The organism is Streptomyces sp. NEAU-YJ-81, from assembly GCF_017592595.1.
Classification (GTDB): domain Bacteria; phylum Actinomycetota; class Actinomycetes; order Streptomycetales; family Streptomycetaceae; genus Streptomyces; species Streptomyces hygroscopicus_B.
Genome location: NZ_JAGFNO010000044.1, coordinates 40,918 through 58,386, shown reverse-complemented (window position 1 = coordinate 58,386; position 17,469 = coordinate 40,918). Strand labels below are relative to the sequence as shown.

Below are 17,469 nucleotides of genomic sequence, written 5' to 3'. Positions count from 1 at the left end.
CCTCGGCCTGGAGGTCGACGAAGGCGTCCGCGCCCAGGCCGAGGGCGGTGTCGCGGTCGCCGGCCCGGCCGGTGCCGATCACCCGGGCGCCGACCTCGCGGGCCAGCTGCACGGCGATGGAGCCGACGCCTCCCGCGACGCCGTGGATGAGCACGCTCTGGCCGGTGATCAGGCGGGCGTGGTCGAACAGGGCCTGCCAGGCGGTGAGCCCGGAGATCGGCAGCGCGGCAGCCGTGAGGTGGTCGACATCGGCCGGGAGCGGGGCGAGGTTGCGGGCCTCGACCGCCGTGTACTGGGCCAGCGAGCCGTTGCGGGCCCAGTCGGTCAGACCGAACACGCGCTGCCCGACCGTCAGGCCGGTGGTGCCGTAGCCGAGCTCGGTGACCACACCGGACAGCTCGTGGCCGGGCACGCTCGGGGTCCGGTCACGACCGGCCCGGTCGGTCCAGGTGCCGGGCCAGTCCAGCTCGCCCGGGGTGAATCCGGCGGCATGGACCTCCACGATCACGTCGTTCTCTGCGGCGCGCGGGTGGGGCAGCTCGGAGAGGGTCAGGCCGCTGACACCGGCGTCGCGGTCCTGGACGGTGATGGCTTGCATGAGGGGTTCCTCTGAGTAGGGGGACGCTCAGGGAGCGGGCATGGCGCCTGGTGGGCGCAGGCATCGCCCCCGCAGGAGGCCGCCCGCCCGCCATGACCAATCCCAGCGCCGTTCGCCTCTGTCCGCCACCGCACACAGCGGCGGACGAAGGACGGCCGACAGGCGCCGTTGTGGTCACGCCTCCGACCCTAGGAGGGAAGCGGCCCAAACGTGTGGGCCACTCGCGCCCACTTCCAGTGGGCCATTTACCTGATTCCGGTTCCCCCAGCCACACACGTTCTCGCGGCCTCCCCGCACCATGGCGCCCCCGTGGATCATGGTGTTCGAGGAGCTGGCCGTCGAACCCTCGTACCGGGTACATCCTCGAACCGGACACCCCACCCGGCACCCGGCGTCACCCGCCGACGCCGCATGCCTGAAGGGTGTCAATATTCCCGTCAGGCTGCTGAGCTGGACGTTTCCTGTGGATGATGAGGCACTCGGGGTGACATGGCGTGGTACTCGTTGAGCAGTCCGCCGAGTACCTGCTTGCGCCCGACCGTAGCGGCGGGCAGGGGGACGCCATTCGGGTCGTCATCTGGGGCACGTAGGTCCAGGCTGCGGTGGGGCCATCCGGCGTTGTAGTGCTCGGCGTACGTGGTGAGGACCGTGCGCACGTGTCGTTCGCCGGTGATGAGGAGGCGGTCGGTGCATTCGGTACGGGCCGTGCGTATCCATCGTTCGGCGAACGCGTTGGTTCGTGGGCTTTGCGGTGGCGTCGGGATGGCTGCTGTGCCGTTGTCGGCGAAGACGGCGTCGAATGCGGTGGTGAACCACGATTCACTCCGGTGCGGCTTGAGGCCGAAGGCCCGGCAGATCTTCGAGACCGTGGTCTGTGACGATCCGGCATGGGCCGCCGTCGACCGCGCCGACCAGCGCGTAGCGCTCTTCGGCCGCGTCTCCAGCGTGGCCCGCACCACCTCGGTGACCTGCCCGTCCGTGACCGTCCGCGGCCGGATCAACCATGGAGGCAGTCATGGACGAGAACTACGCCCAGGACGTTTCGTTCGGTTCAGCAGGCGGTCCCGGAGAGGATGCCTGCGACTTCCTGGTGGACCGGTCCATGAGAGAAAGCCCGATGGCGGCGATGAGCGCGAACATGGCCGGTACGAGGAAGACGTGGGGCAGGCCGACCGCCGCGGCCCCCAACCCTCCAACGGACCCTCCCAGCGCGGAGCTGAGCGCGGTGGAGCTCATGAAAATCGCGGAAGCGGTGGCCACGGCGCTGGGGAGGAGGCGCTGGGCCATGATGATCCCCAGCGCCGCGAAGACCCCCCACACCCCGCCCATGAGGATCTGCCCGGCGAAGAGTCCGGGCGCGCCGCCAGTGGTGGCGAAGCAGACGTTGGCGGCGACGCCGAAGCCGGCCGCAACGACCATGAGCCGCGTCATCCCGATTCTTCGGGCGGCCAGGACCGCGAACGGCATCAGCACCAGTTCCACCAGCGGCTGGATGCCGATGATCGCGCCTTCGAGCCCGGAGGGGAAGTGCAGGCGGTCGATCATGTAGATCGGCAGGTATGCGTATTTGATCGGCTCGCCGGCGTACACGAGCACGTACAGCCCCGTGAACAGCAGCAGCGGTCCCATCGTCCGCACCCGCGTCCGAAGAGGGGCATCCGGCCGCGCCGTCTTCCGTGACGGGCTCGCGGACCCCGGTCTTGGCGGCGTCCGGAGCATGCCCAGGGGGGCGAGCTGTGCCAGGGCGCACAGTGCGGTGGCAAACAGCATGGGCCGCAGCCCGAAGCGGGCCGCGAGGATGGCTCCGGCGGACGGGCCGACGATCCAGCCGGCGGTCAGCGCCATCCGCACGATGGAGACCACCCCGTCGCCGACCGCGCTGGGGCGGACGCTCAGTTCGTCGTGGATGGCGGCGAAGAGCTGGGAGGCGGAGGCAACTGCGAAGCCAAGGACGACGGCCCCGATGGCGAAGGGCATCCACAGCCGCGTCGCGCAGGCGATGCCCGCCCAGCCCAGGAAACCCGCGACGGCGCACACGCGGAACAGCCCCAGCCGTCCCCCGGTGTGGTCCGACCGCGCACCGACCAGGTAGCCGGCCACTGGCGCGGTCAGGTTCGTGAGGTAGAACAGGCCGGCGGCGGTCAGCGAGCCGCCCAGGTCCTTGGTCAGGAACAGGGCGATCTGCGGCGCGGCCGCGGACTGTCCCAGCCCCGCCAGGAACAGGGCGATGGTCGCGCCGCGGTACAGAGGTGAGGCCAGGACGAGCCGGACCGCGGAGTCCCGTACCGTCGGCTCGCTCGCCACCGCCCCCGGGACCATGTCTTCGATGGAGCCTGGCTGCCGCCCGATGTCGTCATGCTCGCTCATGCGCCGGCTCGTGCCCTCCCCGCAGGCGTTCCGGCGCCCGCCTCACCCAGGAACCTCGTCAGTCGGTCCACCAGACAGTGCTGTCCCCCGGCAGCACCACATGGCTCTCCGTCACCTGGATCCCGGCCGTGGCACTCGCCAACAGCATCTGGCCGTACACGGATATACGCACAGGCTCCTGTGTCGTGTTCGAGGTGCACACGAAGCGTCGGCCGTCCTCGGCAATCCGGCGGAAGGCAAGCACGCCGGCCGGCGCATCAAGCCATTCAACGGATGTGCCCGCCCCGAGCGCGGGGTGCTGGCGCCGGACGATCAGAGCCATGCGATACAGCTCAAGCGTGGAGTCGGGCTTGCCCGACTGCGCCTCGACGCTCAACCGGCCCCAGTCCGCGGGTTGGGGCAGCCAGGAGCCACCCGAGCCGAATCCGTACGACGGTCCGCTGACAGTCCAGGGAATGGGCACCCGGCAGCCGTCGCGGAACCCGTCCTGGCCATGCGCACGGTGGAACGACGGATCCTGGCGTACCTCGTCCGGCAGCGAGACGACGTCTGGCAGGCCGAGTTCCTCGCCCTGCCAGAGGTACGTGGAGCCGGGCAGCGCCAGCATCAGGAGCGTCGCCGCACGGGCCCGGCGAAGGCCGAGCTCCACATCACCCGCGGTGCCGATCTGGGTGCCGAGACCGGGCGGATTGGCGAAGCGGGTGGTGTGCCGGGTGACGTCGTGGTTGGACAGCACCCAGGTCGTGGGAGCACCGACGGGGCGCATGGCGTCCAGGGAACTGTCGATGACGTCGCGAAGCTCCCTGGCGTCCCAGTAGGCACCCAGGTAGTGGAAGTTGAAGGCTTGTTGGAGTTCATCGGGCCGTACGTAGAGGGCGGTGCGCTCCACGGTCGGCGTCCACGCCTCGGCGACGAGCACACGGTCGTCTCCGTACTCTTCGAGGACCCTTCGCCAGCCTCGGTAGATCTCGTGCACTCCGTCCTGGTCGAAGAACGGCATCGTGTCGTTGCCGAGCAACTTGAGCTGGTCGCCCGCGCCGATGTCCGGGAGCCCGGCCGCCTTCACCAGGCCGTGGGCGACGTCGACGCGGAAGCCGTCGACGCCCATGTCGAGCCAGAATCGGAGGATGGACCGGAACTCGTCGTCGACGGCGGGATGTTCCCAGTTGAGGTCGGGCTGTTCCGGGGCGAACAGGTGCAGGTACCACTCCCCGTCCGGGACCCGCGTCCACGCCGGGCCGCCGAAGATGGACTCCCAGTCGTTGGGGGGAAGTTCACCGTCCTGACCTTTGCCGGGCTGGAAGTGGAATCGGTTGCGCAGTGGGGAGCCCGGCCCTTCCCGGACTGCCTTCTGGAACCACGTGTGCTGGTCGGAGACGTGGTTGGGGACGATGTCGACGATGATGCGCAGTCCGTGGGTGTGGGCGTCGCGGATCAGGCGTCGGCGTCGAGGAGGTCGCCGAACATGGGGGCGACAGCCCGGTAGTCGGCGACGTCGTAGCCTGCGTCCGCCTGCGGCGACGCGTAGAACGGGCTGAGCCATACGGCGTCGACGCCGAGGTCCTTGAGGTGAGGCAGCCGGGCACGGATGCCTTGGAGGTCTCCCAGCCCGTCGCCGTTGGCGTCCGCGAAGCTGCGGGGGTAAACCTGGTAGATCACCGCATCCCGCCACCACTCGGGCCGGTTCACGGTCCCGGGGCCGGCGATCTGGGACTGGTCGACTGTGCGTTGACTCATGATGTCCTTGCTGCGTGGTGGGGCTCGGAGAGCGTGCGTTGCCCGCAGGACAGTCGGTAGCGCGCCGCTCGGGTCAGGCGGGCGTGATCGTGAGAGTGGTGCTGATCTGCGGCGAGGTGATGCTGCGGCTCGCCTCGACGGCGTAGACGCCCGGTACGGTCGTCCATTGCCCGGCGGCTTCGTCCCAGATCTGGAAGGTGCGGTCGAACAGCTCGATCGTCGCCTCGACGCTCTCGCCGGCCGGCGCCTCCACGGTGGCGAAGCCTGCGAGCCAGCGCACGGGCCGCTCGATCCGTCGGTCGGCCGTAGTGACGTAGAACTGGACCACTTCGCGCCCTGGACGTGAGCCGGTGTTGCGCAACCGCACTGAGACGGTGCGGTCCTTGACGTTCAGGCGCTCGTACGACCAGTCGGTGTAGCCCAGCCCGTGGCCGAAGGGGTAGGCGGGGGCGGTCCCGGTCCGCTGCCAGGCGCGGTAGCCGATGAAGACGCCCTCGCTGTAGTGCAACGTCCCGTCCTCCGGGATCACCTGTGTGACGGGGGCGTCCGCCAGGCATACCGGCCAGGTGGTGGGGAGCCGCCCGCCGGGTTCCTCGATGCCCAGCAGCACGTCGGCGAGAGCGGCGCCGGCTTCCTGACCGGGGAACCAGCTGAGCAGGACCGCAGCCACCTCCTCTCGCCAGGGCAGCTCAACCGGGGCGCCGGCGTTGACGACCACGATGGTGCGGGGATTGGCCGCGGCGACGCGGGAGACCAGTTCGTCCTGGCGGCCGGGCAGCTCGAGCGAGGTGCGGTCGGCACCCTCGCTCTCGACGGACTCGGTCGTGGCCACGACCACCACGGCGACGTCGGCAGCCGCCGCAGCCGTCACGGCCTCCTCGATCAACTCCTCGGCGTCACGCTCGGGTTCGTGGTACGCGAGCGAGTAGACGACCGCCTGGTTGTGGGCCTCGTCCGGCTTCGGAGCGATGTGGAGGAGGCTCACCTCGACCGGCTTCCCGGCTGTGAGGTCGACGGTGCCGCACGGAATCGGGGAGGTGAAGTAGGCACTGAGCGGGTCGTCCGTCTCCGGTGCGTCGGGCTCGCCGTCGTAGAGGGCGTGACCGTCGACGACCAGTCGCTGGTGTCCCAGCCCCTTGAACCCGAAGGTGTGCGGACCACTCTTGCGAGGCGTGAAGGTCCCCACCGTCTCCACGCTGTGGAGCGTCTCGTACGACACCCCCTCGGGCATGTCGGTCCCGGACCACTGCACCTCGGCGGTGGGCAGGGCACTCTCGCCGATCACGTGTCCCTCGGCATCCCGCACGATGGCGCGCAGCGTGAAGCCTTCGGCGGCGAGGTCGAGTTCGTCGGTGAGCCGGGTGCCCGGACAGTAGGTCAGACGGACGCTGTCAGGCAGGGCCCCGCGTAGCCCGTCCAGCGGGGAGACCACGCGCTCGGGGAACACCTGGGCCGCGCCACCGCCCATCACGCGGGCGTCCCGTGCCGCGCTGCCGATGAGTGCGATGTCGCGCAGCGCCGGGGCGTCGAGGGGCAGCGCCGCGTTCTCGTTGCGGAGCAGGACAAAGCCTCCGTGGGCGGCCTCCCGGGCCAGCGCCCTGCCGTCGATCGGCGCGGGTGGTGCCGGTACGGCCGGAGGGGCCCCCTCCAGGAGTCCGACCCGGGCCGCGAGCAGCAGAACACGGCGTACGGCGTCGTCGACCAGGGACTCCTTCACGCGGCCCGCGCGCACGGCCCGGGCCAGCGGCTCGCCGTACACCGTCTGCGGGCCGGGCATGGCCACGTCCATGCCGCCGGTGATCGCGCCGACGGTGTCCCGGGCGGCCATCCAGTCCGACACCACGCAGCCGTCGAAACCCCACTCACCGCGCAGGACCTCGTTCTGCAGGTGATGGTGCTCGGTCATGGTGGGGCCGTTGACCGCGTTGTACGCGGACATAATGCCCCATGGGTGGGCCTTCTCCACGACCGTCTCGAAAGGAGCCAGGTACAGCTCGCGCAGGGCGCGCGAGCCCACGATGTTGTTCACCGAGTAGCGTGCCGTCTCCGCCTCGTTGGCGACGAAGTGCTTGGCGGTGGTGGCCACCCCGCCGTCCTGCACCCCGGCGACGTAGGCGGCGGCCAGGACTCCGGTGAGGTACGGGTCTTCGCTCAACGCCTCGAAGTGCCGCCCGCCCAGCGGGGACCGGTGCAGGTTGATCGTCGGGCCGAGTACGACGTGCACGCCCTTGCGGCGCGCCTCCTGTGCCAGCAACCGGCCGACGCGGCGGGCGAGTTCGGGGTCCCAGGAGGCGCCCAGCGCGGTGCCGCTCGGAAGAGCGATCGACGGGTCCTCGGGGGTCCAGCGCACTCCGCGGACACCGATCGGGCCGTCCGAGAACACCAGCGACCGCAGTCCGATCCGTGGCAGGTCCGGCAGGGCCCACTCGTCGTGGCCGGCGAGCAGTCGTGCCTTGGTGTCGAGGTCGAGTCGGGCGAGGGCGGCCTCGACGACCCGCATGCGCTCGGCGTCGGTCATGCTGCGTGGTCTCCGATCAGTTCGCTGAGGTACGCGTAGCTCTTGCGGGCTGCTTTCAGGGAGCCGCACTCCACCGACAGCACGACATCGTGGTCGGCCTTGGTGAGCGTGCGGACGATCCGCTCCCAGTCGATGACGCCGTCGCCGCAGGCGCAGCCGAGCATGCCGCGCACCTTGCCGCGGTAGCGGGCGGCGTCCTCGTGGGAGATGTCCTTGGCGTGCAGGTGGGTGACACGGTCGACGATCGACTCCAGCCATGCGTGCGGGTCGTTGCCGCTGAGGTAGCTGTTGCCCGTGTCGAGGTTGATGGTCAGCGCCGGGCTGTCGATGAGGCTCATGAGCCGGTCGAGCCGCTGGGGGGTGGCGGTGTACTCGCCGTGGGTCTCGATCGCGATGGCGATACCGCGCGGCTCGGCGACCAGGGCGGCCTCCTGGAGTGTGTACCGCATGAGGGTGTAGTTCTCCGCCTCGGTCGTCCAGGCGGGCAGCGGACCGTCGTCCACCATGATCATCGGGGCGCCGCACTCGGCGGCGTACCGGATCGACTGTCGCAGGTACTCGACGCTGACCTCCGGCTTGGCGAGCGGCGCGTGGCTCGACAGCGATGAGACACCGAGGCCGCGGCTCTCCGCCGCCTTCCTCAGCCGCAGCGGGTCGTCGAGCATCGAGATGCTGTGGAAGTACCCGGCGGCGCTGAGGAGTTCGCGACCCCAGTGGACCATCGGCTCGACGTACTTGTAGCCGATCTCGGCCGCGTGATCCATGGCCCACTCGAAGGAGCCGTTCTCGAACCGGGCGAATTCCAGGTTCAGCCCGAGCTTGATGTTGCCCATGCCGTGTGCACCTCTCCTTCTAGAAGCCGCGGTGCTGGACGTACGCGTCGCGGGTCGGGCCGTGGTAGGCGGGGACGGTGATGTCCCACCACCCGGTCGGGTGCATCTCGGTCCACGGCAGCTCGTGGGCGCTCATGGCCTCGATCACCACGGGACCGGGGGTCTCGAAGGCACGTCGAACGGCGTCCTCCAGCTCCGCCGGGTCCTCAACTCGCTCGGCGGTGCAGCCGAGGGAGCGGGCAAATTCGGTGATGTCGGCGAAGTACGGCTTGCCGTCCCTGGTGGTCCAGCCGCTGACGATCTGGCGCTCGCGGCCGAAGAGACTGATCTGGAGGTCCTTGATCGCTTCCCAGCCGCCGTTGTTGAGCACGACGACCACGAGCGGCAGTTCGAGCATGACGGCGGTGGCCAGCTCGGTGCCGGTCTGCAGAAAGCTGCCGTCGCCGACCAACGCGAGGACGGGCCTGCCGCCGGCGCCGACCTGCGCCCCGATCGCCGCCGGCAGGCCGAAGCCGATGCCCGACATGCCACCGGCCACGATGTTGGTGCGGGGCCCGTAGACCGGGAACTCGTTGAAGGCCTGGTTGGCGGGGTTGCTGGAGTCGGTGACGAGGATGCCGTCGCGTGGGAGGGCCTTGCGGATCTCCACCATGGCGCGGGAGTTGGTCATCGGCAGGTAGTCGGTGGTCCGCATCGGGCGCAGGTGCTCGTCCCACTGCGCCTTGAGGTCCTGGAGCTCGGCGAAGTAGGCGGAGGATCGCCAGTCCGGGGCCTCCCCCAGCCGCGTCAGCTCGCTCAGGAGGGAGGTCAGGCAGGACTTGGCATCGCCGACGATGCCGACCTCGGCCGGGTAGTTGCGCCCGATCTCGAAGCCGTCGATGTCGATCTGCACGAGTTTGGTGTCCGGGATGTCGAAGGTGACACCGGGCTTGTACGAGGAGGTGATGCGGTCGCTGAAACGGCACCCGACCGCGAGAATCACGTCGGCGGAGCGTGTGACCCCGTTGCCCGGAATCGAGCCCATGTCACCGCAGGGCCAGGCGTACAGGTCGTGGTCGGCGGGGAAGGCGCCCTTGCCCATGAAGGAGTGGGTTACCGGAGCACCCAACCGCTCGGCGACGGCCAGCAGCTCCGCGCTCGCCTCGGAGGCGATCACGCCGCCGCCCGCCAGGATGACGGGACGCCTGGCGGCCGCCAGCAGCCTGGCCGCCTCGGCGGTCCGCTCGGGGTCGCCTCCCGAACGGCCGTGCGCGCGCCGCCGCTGGGTCACTTCAGGCTCGTACTCGCCGTACTCGGCCTGGAGGTCCTGCGGGATGTCGACCAGGACCGGTCCGCGCCGGCCCTCGTACATCGTGTTGAACGCCTGGGCCAGGACGGCGGGCAGCTGGTCGACCCGCTTCGGCTGCCACCAGCGCTTGACGACCGGTTCGGCCATACGCGGGAAGTTGTTGCCGTGCGGCCGGTCGATCTCCTGAAGGACGCCGCGGTTCTCCATGTAGGTGTGCACGGCGCCGGTGAGCAGCAGGAAGGGCTGGGAGTCGGCGAACGCCGTGGTCAGCCCGGTGAGCGTGTTGGTCGCGCCCGGGCCGATGGACGTACAGCACACGGCGATCTTGCCGGTGGCCCGGTAGTAGCCGTCCGCCATGTGAGCGGCGCCCTGTTCGTGCACGGCCGGGACGACCTCGATCTCGTCGGCGCGGTCGACGAACGCGTCGAGAAGTGCGGTGTTGCCGTGTCCGGGGATGGCGAAGACCTTCTCGACGCCTTCGCGGATGAGGAAGTCGACGACGATTTGACCGCCGCTGTACTGGGACATGTCTACCTCTTGGTCGTGTGCTGAGCGGGAGCGGTGGTGGCGGTGTCGCCGGTGAGGTGTTCGGCGACCCGGAGGGCGTTCGCGGCGATGGTCAGGGCCGGGTTCATCACCGGCAGCGACGGGAAGAAGGCCGAGTCGACGACATAGAGGTTGTCGACCTCATGGGAGCGGCAGTTCGCGTCCAGTGCCGAGGTCGCGGGATCGGTGCCGGCCCGGACGGTGCCGGCCTGGTGGGAGTTCACCTCAATGCCGGTGCGCTGGCTGAAGACGAGCGGATAGCCCATGCCGCGCAGGAGCTTGCGGGTCTCGCGGACGAGGATCTCGTGCGCGCGGACGTTGTTGGGGACCCAGCGGATCCGGATGTCACCCTTCGGCGTCCGTGTGACCCGGTTCTCGGGGTCCGGCAGGTCCTCGGTGAACAGCCACCAGTCCATGCTGCGGTGCGCGGCGTAGCGCAGGGCCCACTTGGGGATGGCGGGGCGCTGTCCGGCCAGCATCTCCGCCTGGAGCTTGCCGATGAGCTGGACGTGGCCCAGCGGATAGGGATGGTCCGCGGTGCCCTTGGCGTAGAAGTCGTTGAAATACAGGGTCTTCTGGAATTCGGCGGTGTTCCTCCGGGTCGGGTGGAGAGCCACCATGACCGTGTTGTTGTGCACCATGTAGTGGCGGCCGACGGTTCCGGAGGAGTTGCCGAGGCCGTGCGGGTGCCGGTCGTTCGCCGAGCGCAGCAGCAGGGCTGCCGAGTTGACGGCGCCGCAGGAGACGATGACCGTTCCGGCGTCGATGCTGATCGAGGTGGAGCCGCGGGTGACGTCCACGCCAGTCGCGCGGGTCCCGTCGGCGTCCGTGCGCACCCGGTCGACGTACGCGTTGGTCAGCAGTTCCACAGAGCCGGACGCCACAGCGGGACGGACGGCGACGACGTCCGCGTCGGACTTGGCCAGCACCCGGCACGGGAAGCCGTCGCAGCTCGCACAGCGGATGCAGCCGCCGCCCTCACGCAGGTCGATGCCGAGCGGGATGTTCGAGGGTGTGAAGCCCATCCGCTTCAGGGCGTCCGCCGCCTCCTGGACGGGGGGCTCGTGGCCGATCGCCGGGTAGGGGAACGGCTCGGCGCGTTCCAGGGTCGGGTCGTCGAACCGGTCGCCGTGCACCCGGTAGAGCTGTTCGGCGCGCAGGTAGTACGGTCGCAGGTCGTCGTACTGGAAGGGCCACTCGGGAGAGGTGCCCGCCTCGTGCTGCGTCGCCCGGAAGTCCTCACGGCGGAAGCGCACCAGGGAGGATCCGTACAGCTTGGTGTTGCCGCCGACGTAGTAGTAGTTGCCCGGCGTGAAGGCCTTTCCGTCGGCGTCGTACCACTGCTCGGCGTTCTGGTACCGGTGCTTCTCGAAGACCGCCTCGGCGTCCCAGTTCTGCTTCTCCTGCGGCAGGAAGTCACCGCGTTCGATCAGCAGAACGCCGGCACCGGAGTCCTTCAGGGCGTACGCCAGCGTGGCGCCGCCCATGCCGGAGCCCACGATCACGAAGTCGTAGTGCGACCTCTTCGGGCCGTCGTCGGGAAGGATTGGTTTTCCGATCACGGGGTTCGTCCCTCGCTGGTGATCCGGCGTTTGTGAAGGATGTAATCAATTGATCTTGGTTAATCGATTCTGGTTATTCGATTAACTAATCCGAGATTAACAGCATGACCTGCGCTGTCAATGGTTAGGGTGGAGCACCTTGACGGGGAGAGGGGAGCAGACACCGGTGGTCACGATGCGCGACGTCGCCCAGGTGGCGGGGGTGTCCCAGGCGGCGGTCTCGTACGCCTACAACCGGCCCGGCAAGCTCTCGGAGGCGCAGCGTGAGCGAATCTTCCAGGTTGCCGAGGAACTCGGCTACATCGGACCGCACGCCACCGGCCGCAGCCTGCGGACCGGGCAGGTCGGCGCGCTTGGTCTGATGATCACCGATTCCCTGCCCTACGCCTTCGACGATCCGGCCACTGCCGCGCTCCTCAAGGGCATCTCCGAGGTCGGCGAGCTCTCCGAGGTGGCGCTCACTTTGCTGCCCTGCCCGCTCGAGTCGGACCGGATGGCACAGGGCTCGGGAATTCTGCTGCGCGGCCTGGTGGACGGGTTCCTCGCCTATGCGATGCCACATGGGCATCCCGCCGTCGAGACCGCACTCCGCAGGAAGCTGCCCGTCGTGATCATCGACGGACCGAACCCGGGCGGGCTGCCCAGGGTCGGCATCCGCGACCGGGAGGCTGCGCGAGAGGCCGCCGAGCACGTGCTCTCGCTCGGGCACCGCTCGATCGGCATCCTGGTCGATCGCCTCCTGCCGGACGGCTACGGCGGTCCCGTGACACCGGCCAGGCGGCGGGCGGCCCGCGACCTCGTGATGAAGGAGCGGCTGGCGGGCTACGCGGCCGCCTTCCGTTCGGCGGGCGTGCCCTGGAGTTCGGCGACCATCATCGAGGCGGGTGGTTTCCACGAGGCGGCCTCGCAGTCGGCCGCCGCATCCCTCCTCGACTCCGAAGAGGTGACCGCTGTCCTCGCGACTACCGACGTCCTGGCCTTCGCCACCATCGGCGCCGCCCGCCGACGCGGCCTGCGCATCCCGAGGGACCTGTCGGTCATCGGCTTCGACGACCTGCCGACCGCGGCCGCCGCCGAGCTGTCCACCGTACGGCAGCCCCTGGTCGACAAGGGCCGAGAGGCGGCACGGCTGCTGCTGGACGTCATCGAGGGCGCGCAACCGCGGGAGATCATCCTGCCGACCGACCTGGTCCTGCGGGCGACCACCGCTCCGCCCCCGGGCAGTTGAGACGTAGGCGACCACGGCTTACGACCTCGCGTCGCCGAGGCGGACGTCGTGGTCGGTCCACGGCAGGCTCGCGCCGCCGTGACGCGCGGCGCGCAGGTCTCCGGAGCGGGCATGGCCCTCGAAGCTCTCCAGCCGGGAAGTCCGGCCGCAGATCTCACCGAGCATCGCGCTGCTGTCGGTGTCGCGAATCTCCTGGTAGGTGACGGTCTTGAGATACTTGCCGACCCACAGGCCGCCCGTGTACCGGGCGGCGCCCAGCGTCGGCAGGACGTGATTGGTGCCGATGACCTTGTCGCCGTACGCGACGCACGTGTCCTGGCCGAGGAACAGCGCCCCGTAGTCCCGCATCCCGGTGAGCGCGTCGCGCGGCTGGGCGGTGAAGATCTGCACGTGCTCGCTGGCGTAGGTGTCCGCCACGGCGAACGCCTCCTCCTGGTTCTCCACCAGCAGCACCTCGCCGTGATCGCGCCAGGCCGCCCCGGCGACCTCGCCGGTCGGCAGGCCGGGCAGCAACGCCTCGACGTATTCGATGGCGCGCAGGCCGACCTCGCGGGAGGTGGTGACGAGCACCGCCGGAGAGTCGGGACCGTGCTCGGCCTGGCTGAGCAGGTCGACGGCGACGGTGAACGGGTCGGCCGTCTCATCGGCGACGATCAGCACCTCGGTGGGGCCGGCGAACAGATCGATGCCGACCTCGCCGAAGAGCTGCCGCTTGGCCTCCGCCACGTACGCATTGCCGGGACCGGCCAGCATGTTGACCGGGTCGATCGTCTCCGTGCCCAGCGCGAGGGCGGCCACCGCCTGCACACCGCCGAGTACGTAGATCTCCTCCGCGCCGGCCAGGTGCATGGCGGCGACGCTGATGGGCGGCGGCGCTCCTTCGTTGGGCGGGGTCGTGGCGGCGACCCGCTCCACACCGGCGACCTTCGCCGTAACGATGGTCATGTGGGCCGACGCCGTCAGCGGGTAGCGGCCGCCTGGGACGTAAGCCCCGGCAGCCGTCACGGGCACATTGCGCTGTCCGAGGAAGACGCCGGGAAGCGTCTCGATCTCGAAATCGTGCACGGAATCGCGCTGCGCCTGGGCGAAGTTCTGCACCTGCCGCTGCACGAACCGCAAATCGTCGAGAACGCTCGCGGGAACTCCGGAGACGATCGCCCTGATCTCGTCGGGGCCGAGCCGGTACGAGGCCCGGTCCCAGGCGTCGAACTTCGTCGAATACCGGCGGACGGCCTCGTCACCGTGGGCGCGTACATCCGCGATGATCTCGGCCACCGTGTCGACGGTATCGGGGCGACTGCTGCGCGCGCTGCTCTTGGACGTCGCGGGCTTGAGTACGACAGGCACGGCTGGGCTCCTGGCGGGGGCGAAAAGGCGGGGAATGGGGGTGGCGCTCCGCGCTGTCAGGTGACGCGGGTTTCGCTCTCGACAGCCAGTCTCTCCGTCGAGCGCCGCCGCACCACAGACACACAGTGGGAATGAAATCCCGGATGGGCTGCACACTCTGTGCGGTCACAACTGGATCAGACTCGGAAGACCAGGCAGAGTCCGTCATGGCCGGGCAACTCGACGTAGACGGCCCGCATGGCGTCGACCACGCCGATATCTCTGCCGGTCAGGGCGTCATGAACCGTCCATCCGGGCTGGAAGTGTTCCGAGGCGACGGCGCCCGAAACGGGTGTGGAGCCGAAGTTGAGGACAGTCGCCTGGATCTGCCCGGTCCCGTCGATGCGGTGGATCATGGCGAGCAGCGCCGGATGCGGAACCGGGGGAATTTCGAGCTGGTCGGCCGTGGCGATCCTGGTTTCCTCACGCGCCCGAAGCAGGTGTTTGAGGCGCGAGGCGAAGGAGTTGGGATCCGCGAGCTGGGCCGGGAGGCTGCCATAGAGACTGTGGCCCTTGGGCATGCCTGAACCGGATGTGTCGGCATCGGGCTGATAGCCCATCAGGTCGTACGCGGCCCGGTGGATCCACCTGGTGTCGCCGGTGGCCAGGAGCGATCCCACGCGTTCGCGCGGCAAGGTCAGCAGGCCGCACAGGTCCCAGCCGGAGAGCGAGAACACGCCGGGCTGCAGGGCATTGAACATCGCCAGCAGCAGGTGCGCCCGCTTGATCTGGCGCACGTCCCGGCTGGTGAAGTTGTCGAGTGTCGAGTGCCCGAGTGCGGCAGCGACGACGGTGACCGTCGTGGAGGCGATGCCGTTCGTGGTGAAGATGGCGTTGTACGGCGCGTCGGGACCGGTCAGCGTCTGCACCAGCTCGGCGCGGATGTGCTCGGCCAGCTGAGCGCCGGTGACCTCGACGCCGTGGTAGGTGAAGAGGTCGTCCTTGTGCAGGGTGGCGAAGTGCACCAGTTCATAGGTGAGTTCGTCGTGGTTCTGCAAGGCGTGGACGAGACCGGCTGCCGCCACGCCACTCTCCAGGGCGATGGTGAGAGTGAGCCTCAGGAACTCGGTGTCAGCGGTGGCCAGGGCGTGGTGGTAGGCGGGCCGGTTGACGAAGTCGTACGACAGGTCCGCGCCGGCCTCCGACGTGATCTTGATATCTTCCACGGTCAGGTTCAGTTCCTGAAAGGTGAAGCCGCCCAGCTTGCGCACCATACCGGCGACGAGCTGGTTCGCTGCCTCCGACAGCGGGTGTCCCTCCGACCAGGCCGGCAGACCCTCCGCGCTCTTCTCGACGCCCAGGAAACCGTTGGCGTCCAGGCGCAGCGCGCCCGAACCCAGGTCTCCGATGGAATGCAGGGCGTCGCCGATGACGAGCCGCATGCCGGCGAGGGTGGGGTCGAGCCAGTTGATGGACGGCTGCCCCTCCTTGAAGTAGTGCAGATAGACCCAGCGCCGGGTGACGCCGTCGGGGCCGAGGACGGCGCCGGTCGCGCTCCAGTTGGTGTCCTTGACACCCGGGTCGTGGAAGATCACCCGCTGGAGACGGCCGACGATGTACCCCGCCTTCTCCAGCGCCTCTTCGGCCTCGGTGCCGAGGTTCGCCGAGTCACACCCCGGTGCCGCCGTGGGCAGCAGATGCCAGTCCTCCGGGGCGATCTGGACCATGTGGTAGATGCCGGGGTAGTCGTCGACGTTCATTTCGGCGAGGCGGAAGTCGGGTCCCTTGCCGGTGTGCCCGGGCACGACGTCGTCGATGATCGTGCCGCCCTCGTCGGCCGCCACCTGGCACATGCGCCGGAATTGGTCCTCCGTGCCGAAAGCCTCGTCGATGGCGGTGCCCATGCGGTCGAAGTGGCCGTCGACGCTCGGGGTGGTGTCCCAGCCCGAGATGCCGCCGGCGCGCTTGACCGGCCCCGTGTGCACGGCCCGGATGCCGATCTCGGAGAAGGTGCGCCACAGGTCCGGGTCGGCCAGCGTGCCGAGAAAGCTGTGGCCGGGGCGGGTGATGAGAGAGATGGGATACGCCGTGAACCACACCGGGGCGGCACGGACGGCGGCCTTGGGATTGGGGCGTGCGAAGGGGTTCTGCCACATGCTGCCCTGTCCGGTGAGCTGGACGGAGAGGTCTCGCGCGTCCTGGAGCATGGAGTGGCGCCTCAGCCAGGCCACGTACTCGGGGTTGGTGCCGACCGGGTCTCCGCCGCGCTCAGGGGGGCGAGCCGGGCGCTGCGGTCGCAGTCGTGCGCGGGGCCGCAGGGAACAGGGGCGCGCCGGGTAGAACTGCTCGGAGTACGTGATCTCCGTCGGTTCGTGCCGGCTCTCGTACAGTCCGTCGGCCGCCGTCTGCTCGTCGGTCATGAGTGGGTCTCTCCTTGGTACTTCGGTTCACGTGAGTCGGCTCCCCTGGGGGGACAAGGGGGCAGGGCGGCGGACGAAGGGACCGGCAGCGGACGTATCGCCCCGGCCGGCAGGACGGCGACAGCCGCCACGGCGTGCACCACGGTCAGCTCGTGGCCGAGGAAGCCGATGAGGGACGGCCCCGCAAGAAAGGCCGTATAGGCGATGGAGCAGCAGACGCTGACGCGGGCCGCCGCCATGGCGGGGTCGTCAGCGGCGGCGCTGAGTCCCACGGGGAATCCGAGGGAGACACCGGCGCCCCACAGCGGGGCGCCCGCCAGTGCCGGCGGCACGGAGGCCATGTGATGCACGGAACTTTCCTGTGCGGCGCGGGCTACGGGACGGGGGCCGTCGAACGCCGGCCGGCCGAGCCGTAGCCGGCGTTGACCGCCTGAGCGGCGGCCAGGTCAAGGTCGGCGTCGGGGAGGACGACCATGTGGTTCTCGGCCCCGCCGAGGGCCTGGACCCGCGTACCGTGCGCGGCGGCCGTCTCGTACACGTACTGGGCGATCGGGGTGGAACCCACGAACGAGATCGACTGCACCTCCGGATGCGTCAAGAGGCCGTCGACGGCCGTCTTGTCGCCGTTGAGGACGTTGAAGACGCCGTCGGGCAGTCCCGCTTCCTTTCACAGTCCGGCGAACCGAGTGGACGTCGACCTTGGTGGAGGCGTTCTCGGTGAAACCCCTTTGAGCAGGTGCGGGATGCCGCAGGCGAACTCGGCGACCTCCTGGCCCCGGCTGACCTCGCCGAGGGCGGCTGACAGCACCTTGCCGTGCTCGGCGGTGATGATCTCCGCCACTTCGGGAAGGCGGCGGCCGCGGCCTCCACGACGGCGTTCACATCGTCCTCGGTGGCCAGGGCATGGTGTGCCGTGACCTCGCCGGTCGCCGGGTTGGTCACGTCCGAGAAGCGGTCGGCGGTGCCTTCGAAGGCCCTGCCGTTCCGCCAGTGGTGCGGCGTCATTGCCATGGAGGGGCCCCTTTGCTGGGTGGTCTCTCGGGGGT

The 17,469-nt window shown here is 69.5% G+C and carries 11 protein-coding genes and 2 pseudogenes; 1 reads left to right on the top strand and 12 read right to left on the bottom strand.

Annotated elements, in window-relative coordinates; all coding sequences use genetic code 11:
* The 8 genes and pseudogenes from J5X86_RS45555 to J5X86_RS52705 form a co-directional block, all read right to left on the bottom strand.
* Positions 1 to 598, bottom strand: a 598-nt coding sequence (locus J5X86_RS45555; protein ID WP_208522505.1) for an NADP-dependent oxidoreductase, incomplete at its 3' end; no start/stop codon positions are given.
* A 437-nt stretch (positions 599 to 1,035) separates the two neighbouring features.
* On the bottom strand, positions 1,036 to 1,599 hold the full coding sequence (locus J5X86_RS45550) for an integrase core domain-containing protein (RefSeq protein ID WP_243983132.1): 564 nt from the start codon (positions 1,597 to 1,599) through the stop codon (positions 1,036 to 1,038).
* A gap of 25 nt (positions 1,600 to 1,624) precedes the next feature.
* Positions 1,625 to 2,965 (bottom strand): MFS transporter, encoded by a 1,341-nt coding sequence (locus tag J5X86_RS45545; protein WP_208522504.1) that lies wholly within the window; start codon positions 2,963 to 2,965, stop codon positions 1,625 to 1,627.
* A 58-nt stretch (positions 2,966 to 3,023) separates the two neighbouring features.
* Positions 3,024 to 4,702: pseudogene (locus tag J5X86_RS45540) on the bottom strand (glycoside hydrolase family 13 protein).
* Positions 4,703 to 4,775: 73 nt separating this feature from the next.
* A complete protein-coding gene (locus tag J5X86_RS45535) occupies positions 4,776 to 7,220 on the bottom strand; it encodes a glycoside hydrolase family 3 C-terminal domain-containing protein (protein ID WP_208522503.1) in 2,445 nt (814 codons plus the stop codon).
* A complete protein-coding gene (locus tag J5X86_RS45530) occupies positions 7,217 to 8,053 on the bottom strand; it encodes a sugar phosphate isomerase/epimerase (protein ID WP_208522502.1) in 837 nt (278 codons plus the stop codon). Before J5X86_RS45530 ends, J5X86_RS45535 begins: the two co-directional genes overlap by 4 nt.
* A 19-nt stretch (positions 8,054 to 8,072) precedes the next feature.
* Positions 8,073 to 9,869 carry a thiamine pyrophosphate-binding protein gene (locus J5X86_RS45525; protein WP_208522501.1) on the bottom strand — a complete coding sequence of 599 codons (1,797 nt, stop codon included), beginning with the start codon at positions 9,867 to 9,869 and terminating at the stop codon, positions 8,073 to 8,075.
* Positions 9,870 to 9,871: 2 nt separating this feature from the next.
* Positions 9,872 to 11,449, bottom strand: a complete 1,578-nt coding sequence (locus J5X86_RS52705) for a GMC family oxidoreductase (RefSeq protein ID WP_208522500.1) — start codon at positions 11,447 to 11,449, stop codon at positions 9,872 to 9,874.
* Positions 11,450 to 11,588: 139 nt separating this feature from the next.
* On the opposite strand from J5X86_RS52705, the gene J5X86_RS45515 reads away from it, so the two are divergent.
* Positions 11,589 to 12,677, top strand: coding sequence for a LacI family DNA-binding transcriptional regulator (locus tag J5X86_RS45515; protein ID WP_208522499.1), 1,089 nt, complete (start codon positions 11,589 to 11,591; stop codon positions 12,675 to 12,677).
* Positions 12,678 to 12,695: 18 nt separating this feature from the next.
* On the opposite strand, the gene hisD is transcribed toward J5X86_RS45515, so the two are convergent.
* From hisD to J5X86_RS45495, 4 genes and pseudogenes are all read right to left on the bottom strand, one after another.
* Entirely contained in the window at positions 12,696 to 14,024 is a 1,329-nt protein-coding gene (gene hisD / locus J5X86_RS45510) for a histidinol dehydrogenase (RefSeq protein ID WP_208522498.1), read from the bottom strand.
* Positions 14,025 to 14,200: 176 nt separating this feature from the next.
* Positions 14,201 to 16,423 (bottom strand): maltose alpha-D-glucosyltransferase, encoded by a 2,223-nt coding sequence (treS, locus tag J5X86_RS45505; protein ID WP_208522497.1) that lies wholly within the window; start codon positions 16,421 to 16,423, stop codon positions 14,201 to 14,203.
* The gene (locus tag J5X86_RS45500) at positions 16,420 to 16,764 is read right to left on the bottom strand and encodes a hypothetical protein (RefSeq protein ID WP_208522496.1); all 345 of its coding nucleotides are present in this window, start codon (positions 16,762 to 16,764) and stop codon (positions 16,420 to 16,422) included. Before J5X86_RS45500 ends, treS begins: the two co-directional genes overlap by 4 nt.
* 44 nt (positions 16,765 to 16,808) lie before the next feature.
* A pseudogene (locus tag J5X86_RS45495) lies at positions 16,809 to 17,434 on the bottom strand (aldehyde dehydrogenase family protein); the annotation flags it as partial.
* Positions 17,435 to 17,469 lie beyond the last annotated feature (35 nt).

Coding starts and splice junctions, on each gene's coding strand:
- J5X86_RS45530 (WP_208522502.1), bottom strand. CDS start 8,053: ATGGGCAACATCAAGCTCGGGCTGAACCTGGAATTCGCCCGGTTCGAG.
- J5X86_RS45500 (WP_208522496.1), bottom strand. CDS start 16,764: ATGGCCTCCGTGCCGCCGGCACTGGCGGGCGCCCCGCTGTGGGGCGCC.
- J5X86_RS45545 (WP_208522504.1), bottom strand. CDS start 2,965: ATGAGCGAGCATGACGACATCGGGCGGCAGCCAGGCTCCATCGAAGAC.
- J5X86_RS45535 (WP_208522503.1), bottom strand. CDS start 7,220: ATGACCGACGCCGAGCGCATGCGGGTCGTCGAGGCCGCCCTCGCCCGA.
- treS (WP_208522497.1), bottom strand. CDS start 16,423: ATGACCGACGAGCAGACGGCGGCCGACGGACTGTACGAGAGCCGGCAC.
- J5X86_RS45525 (WP_208522501.1), bottom strand. CDS start 9,869: ATGTCCCAGTACAGCGGCGGTCAAATCGTCGTCGACTTCCTCATCCGC.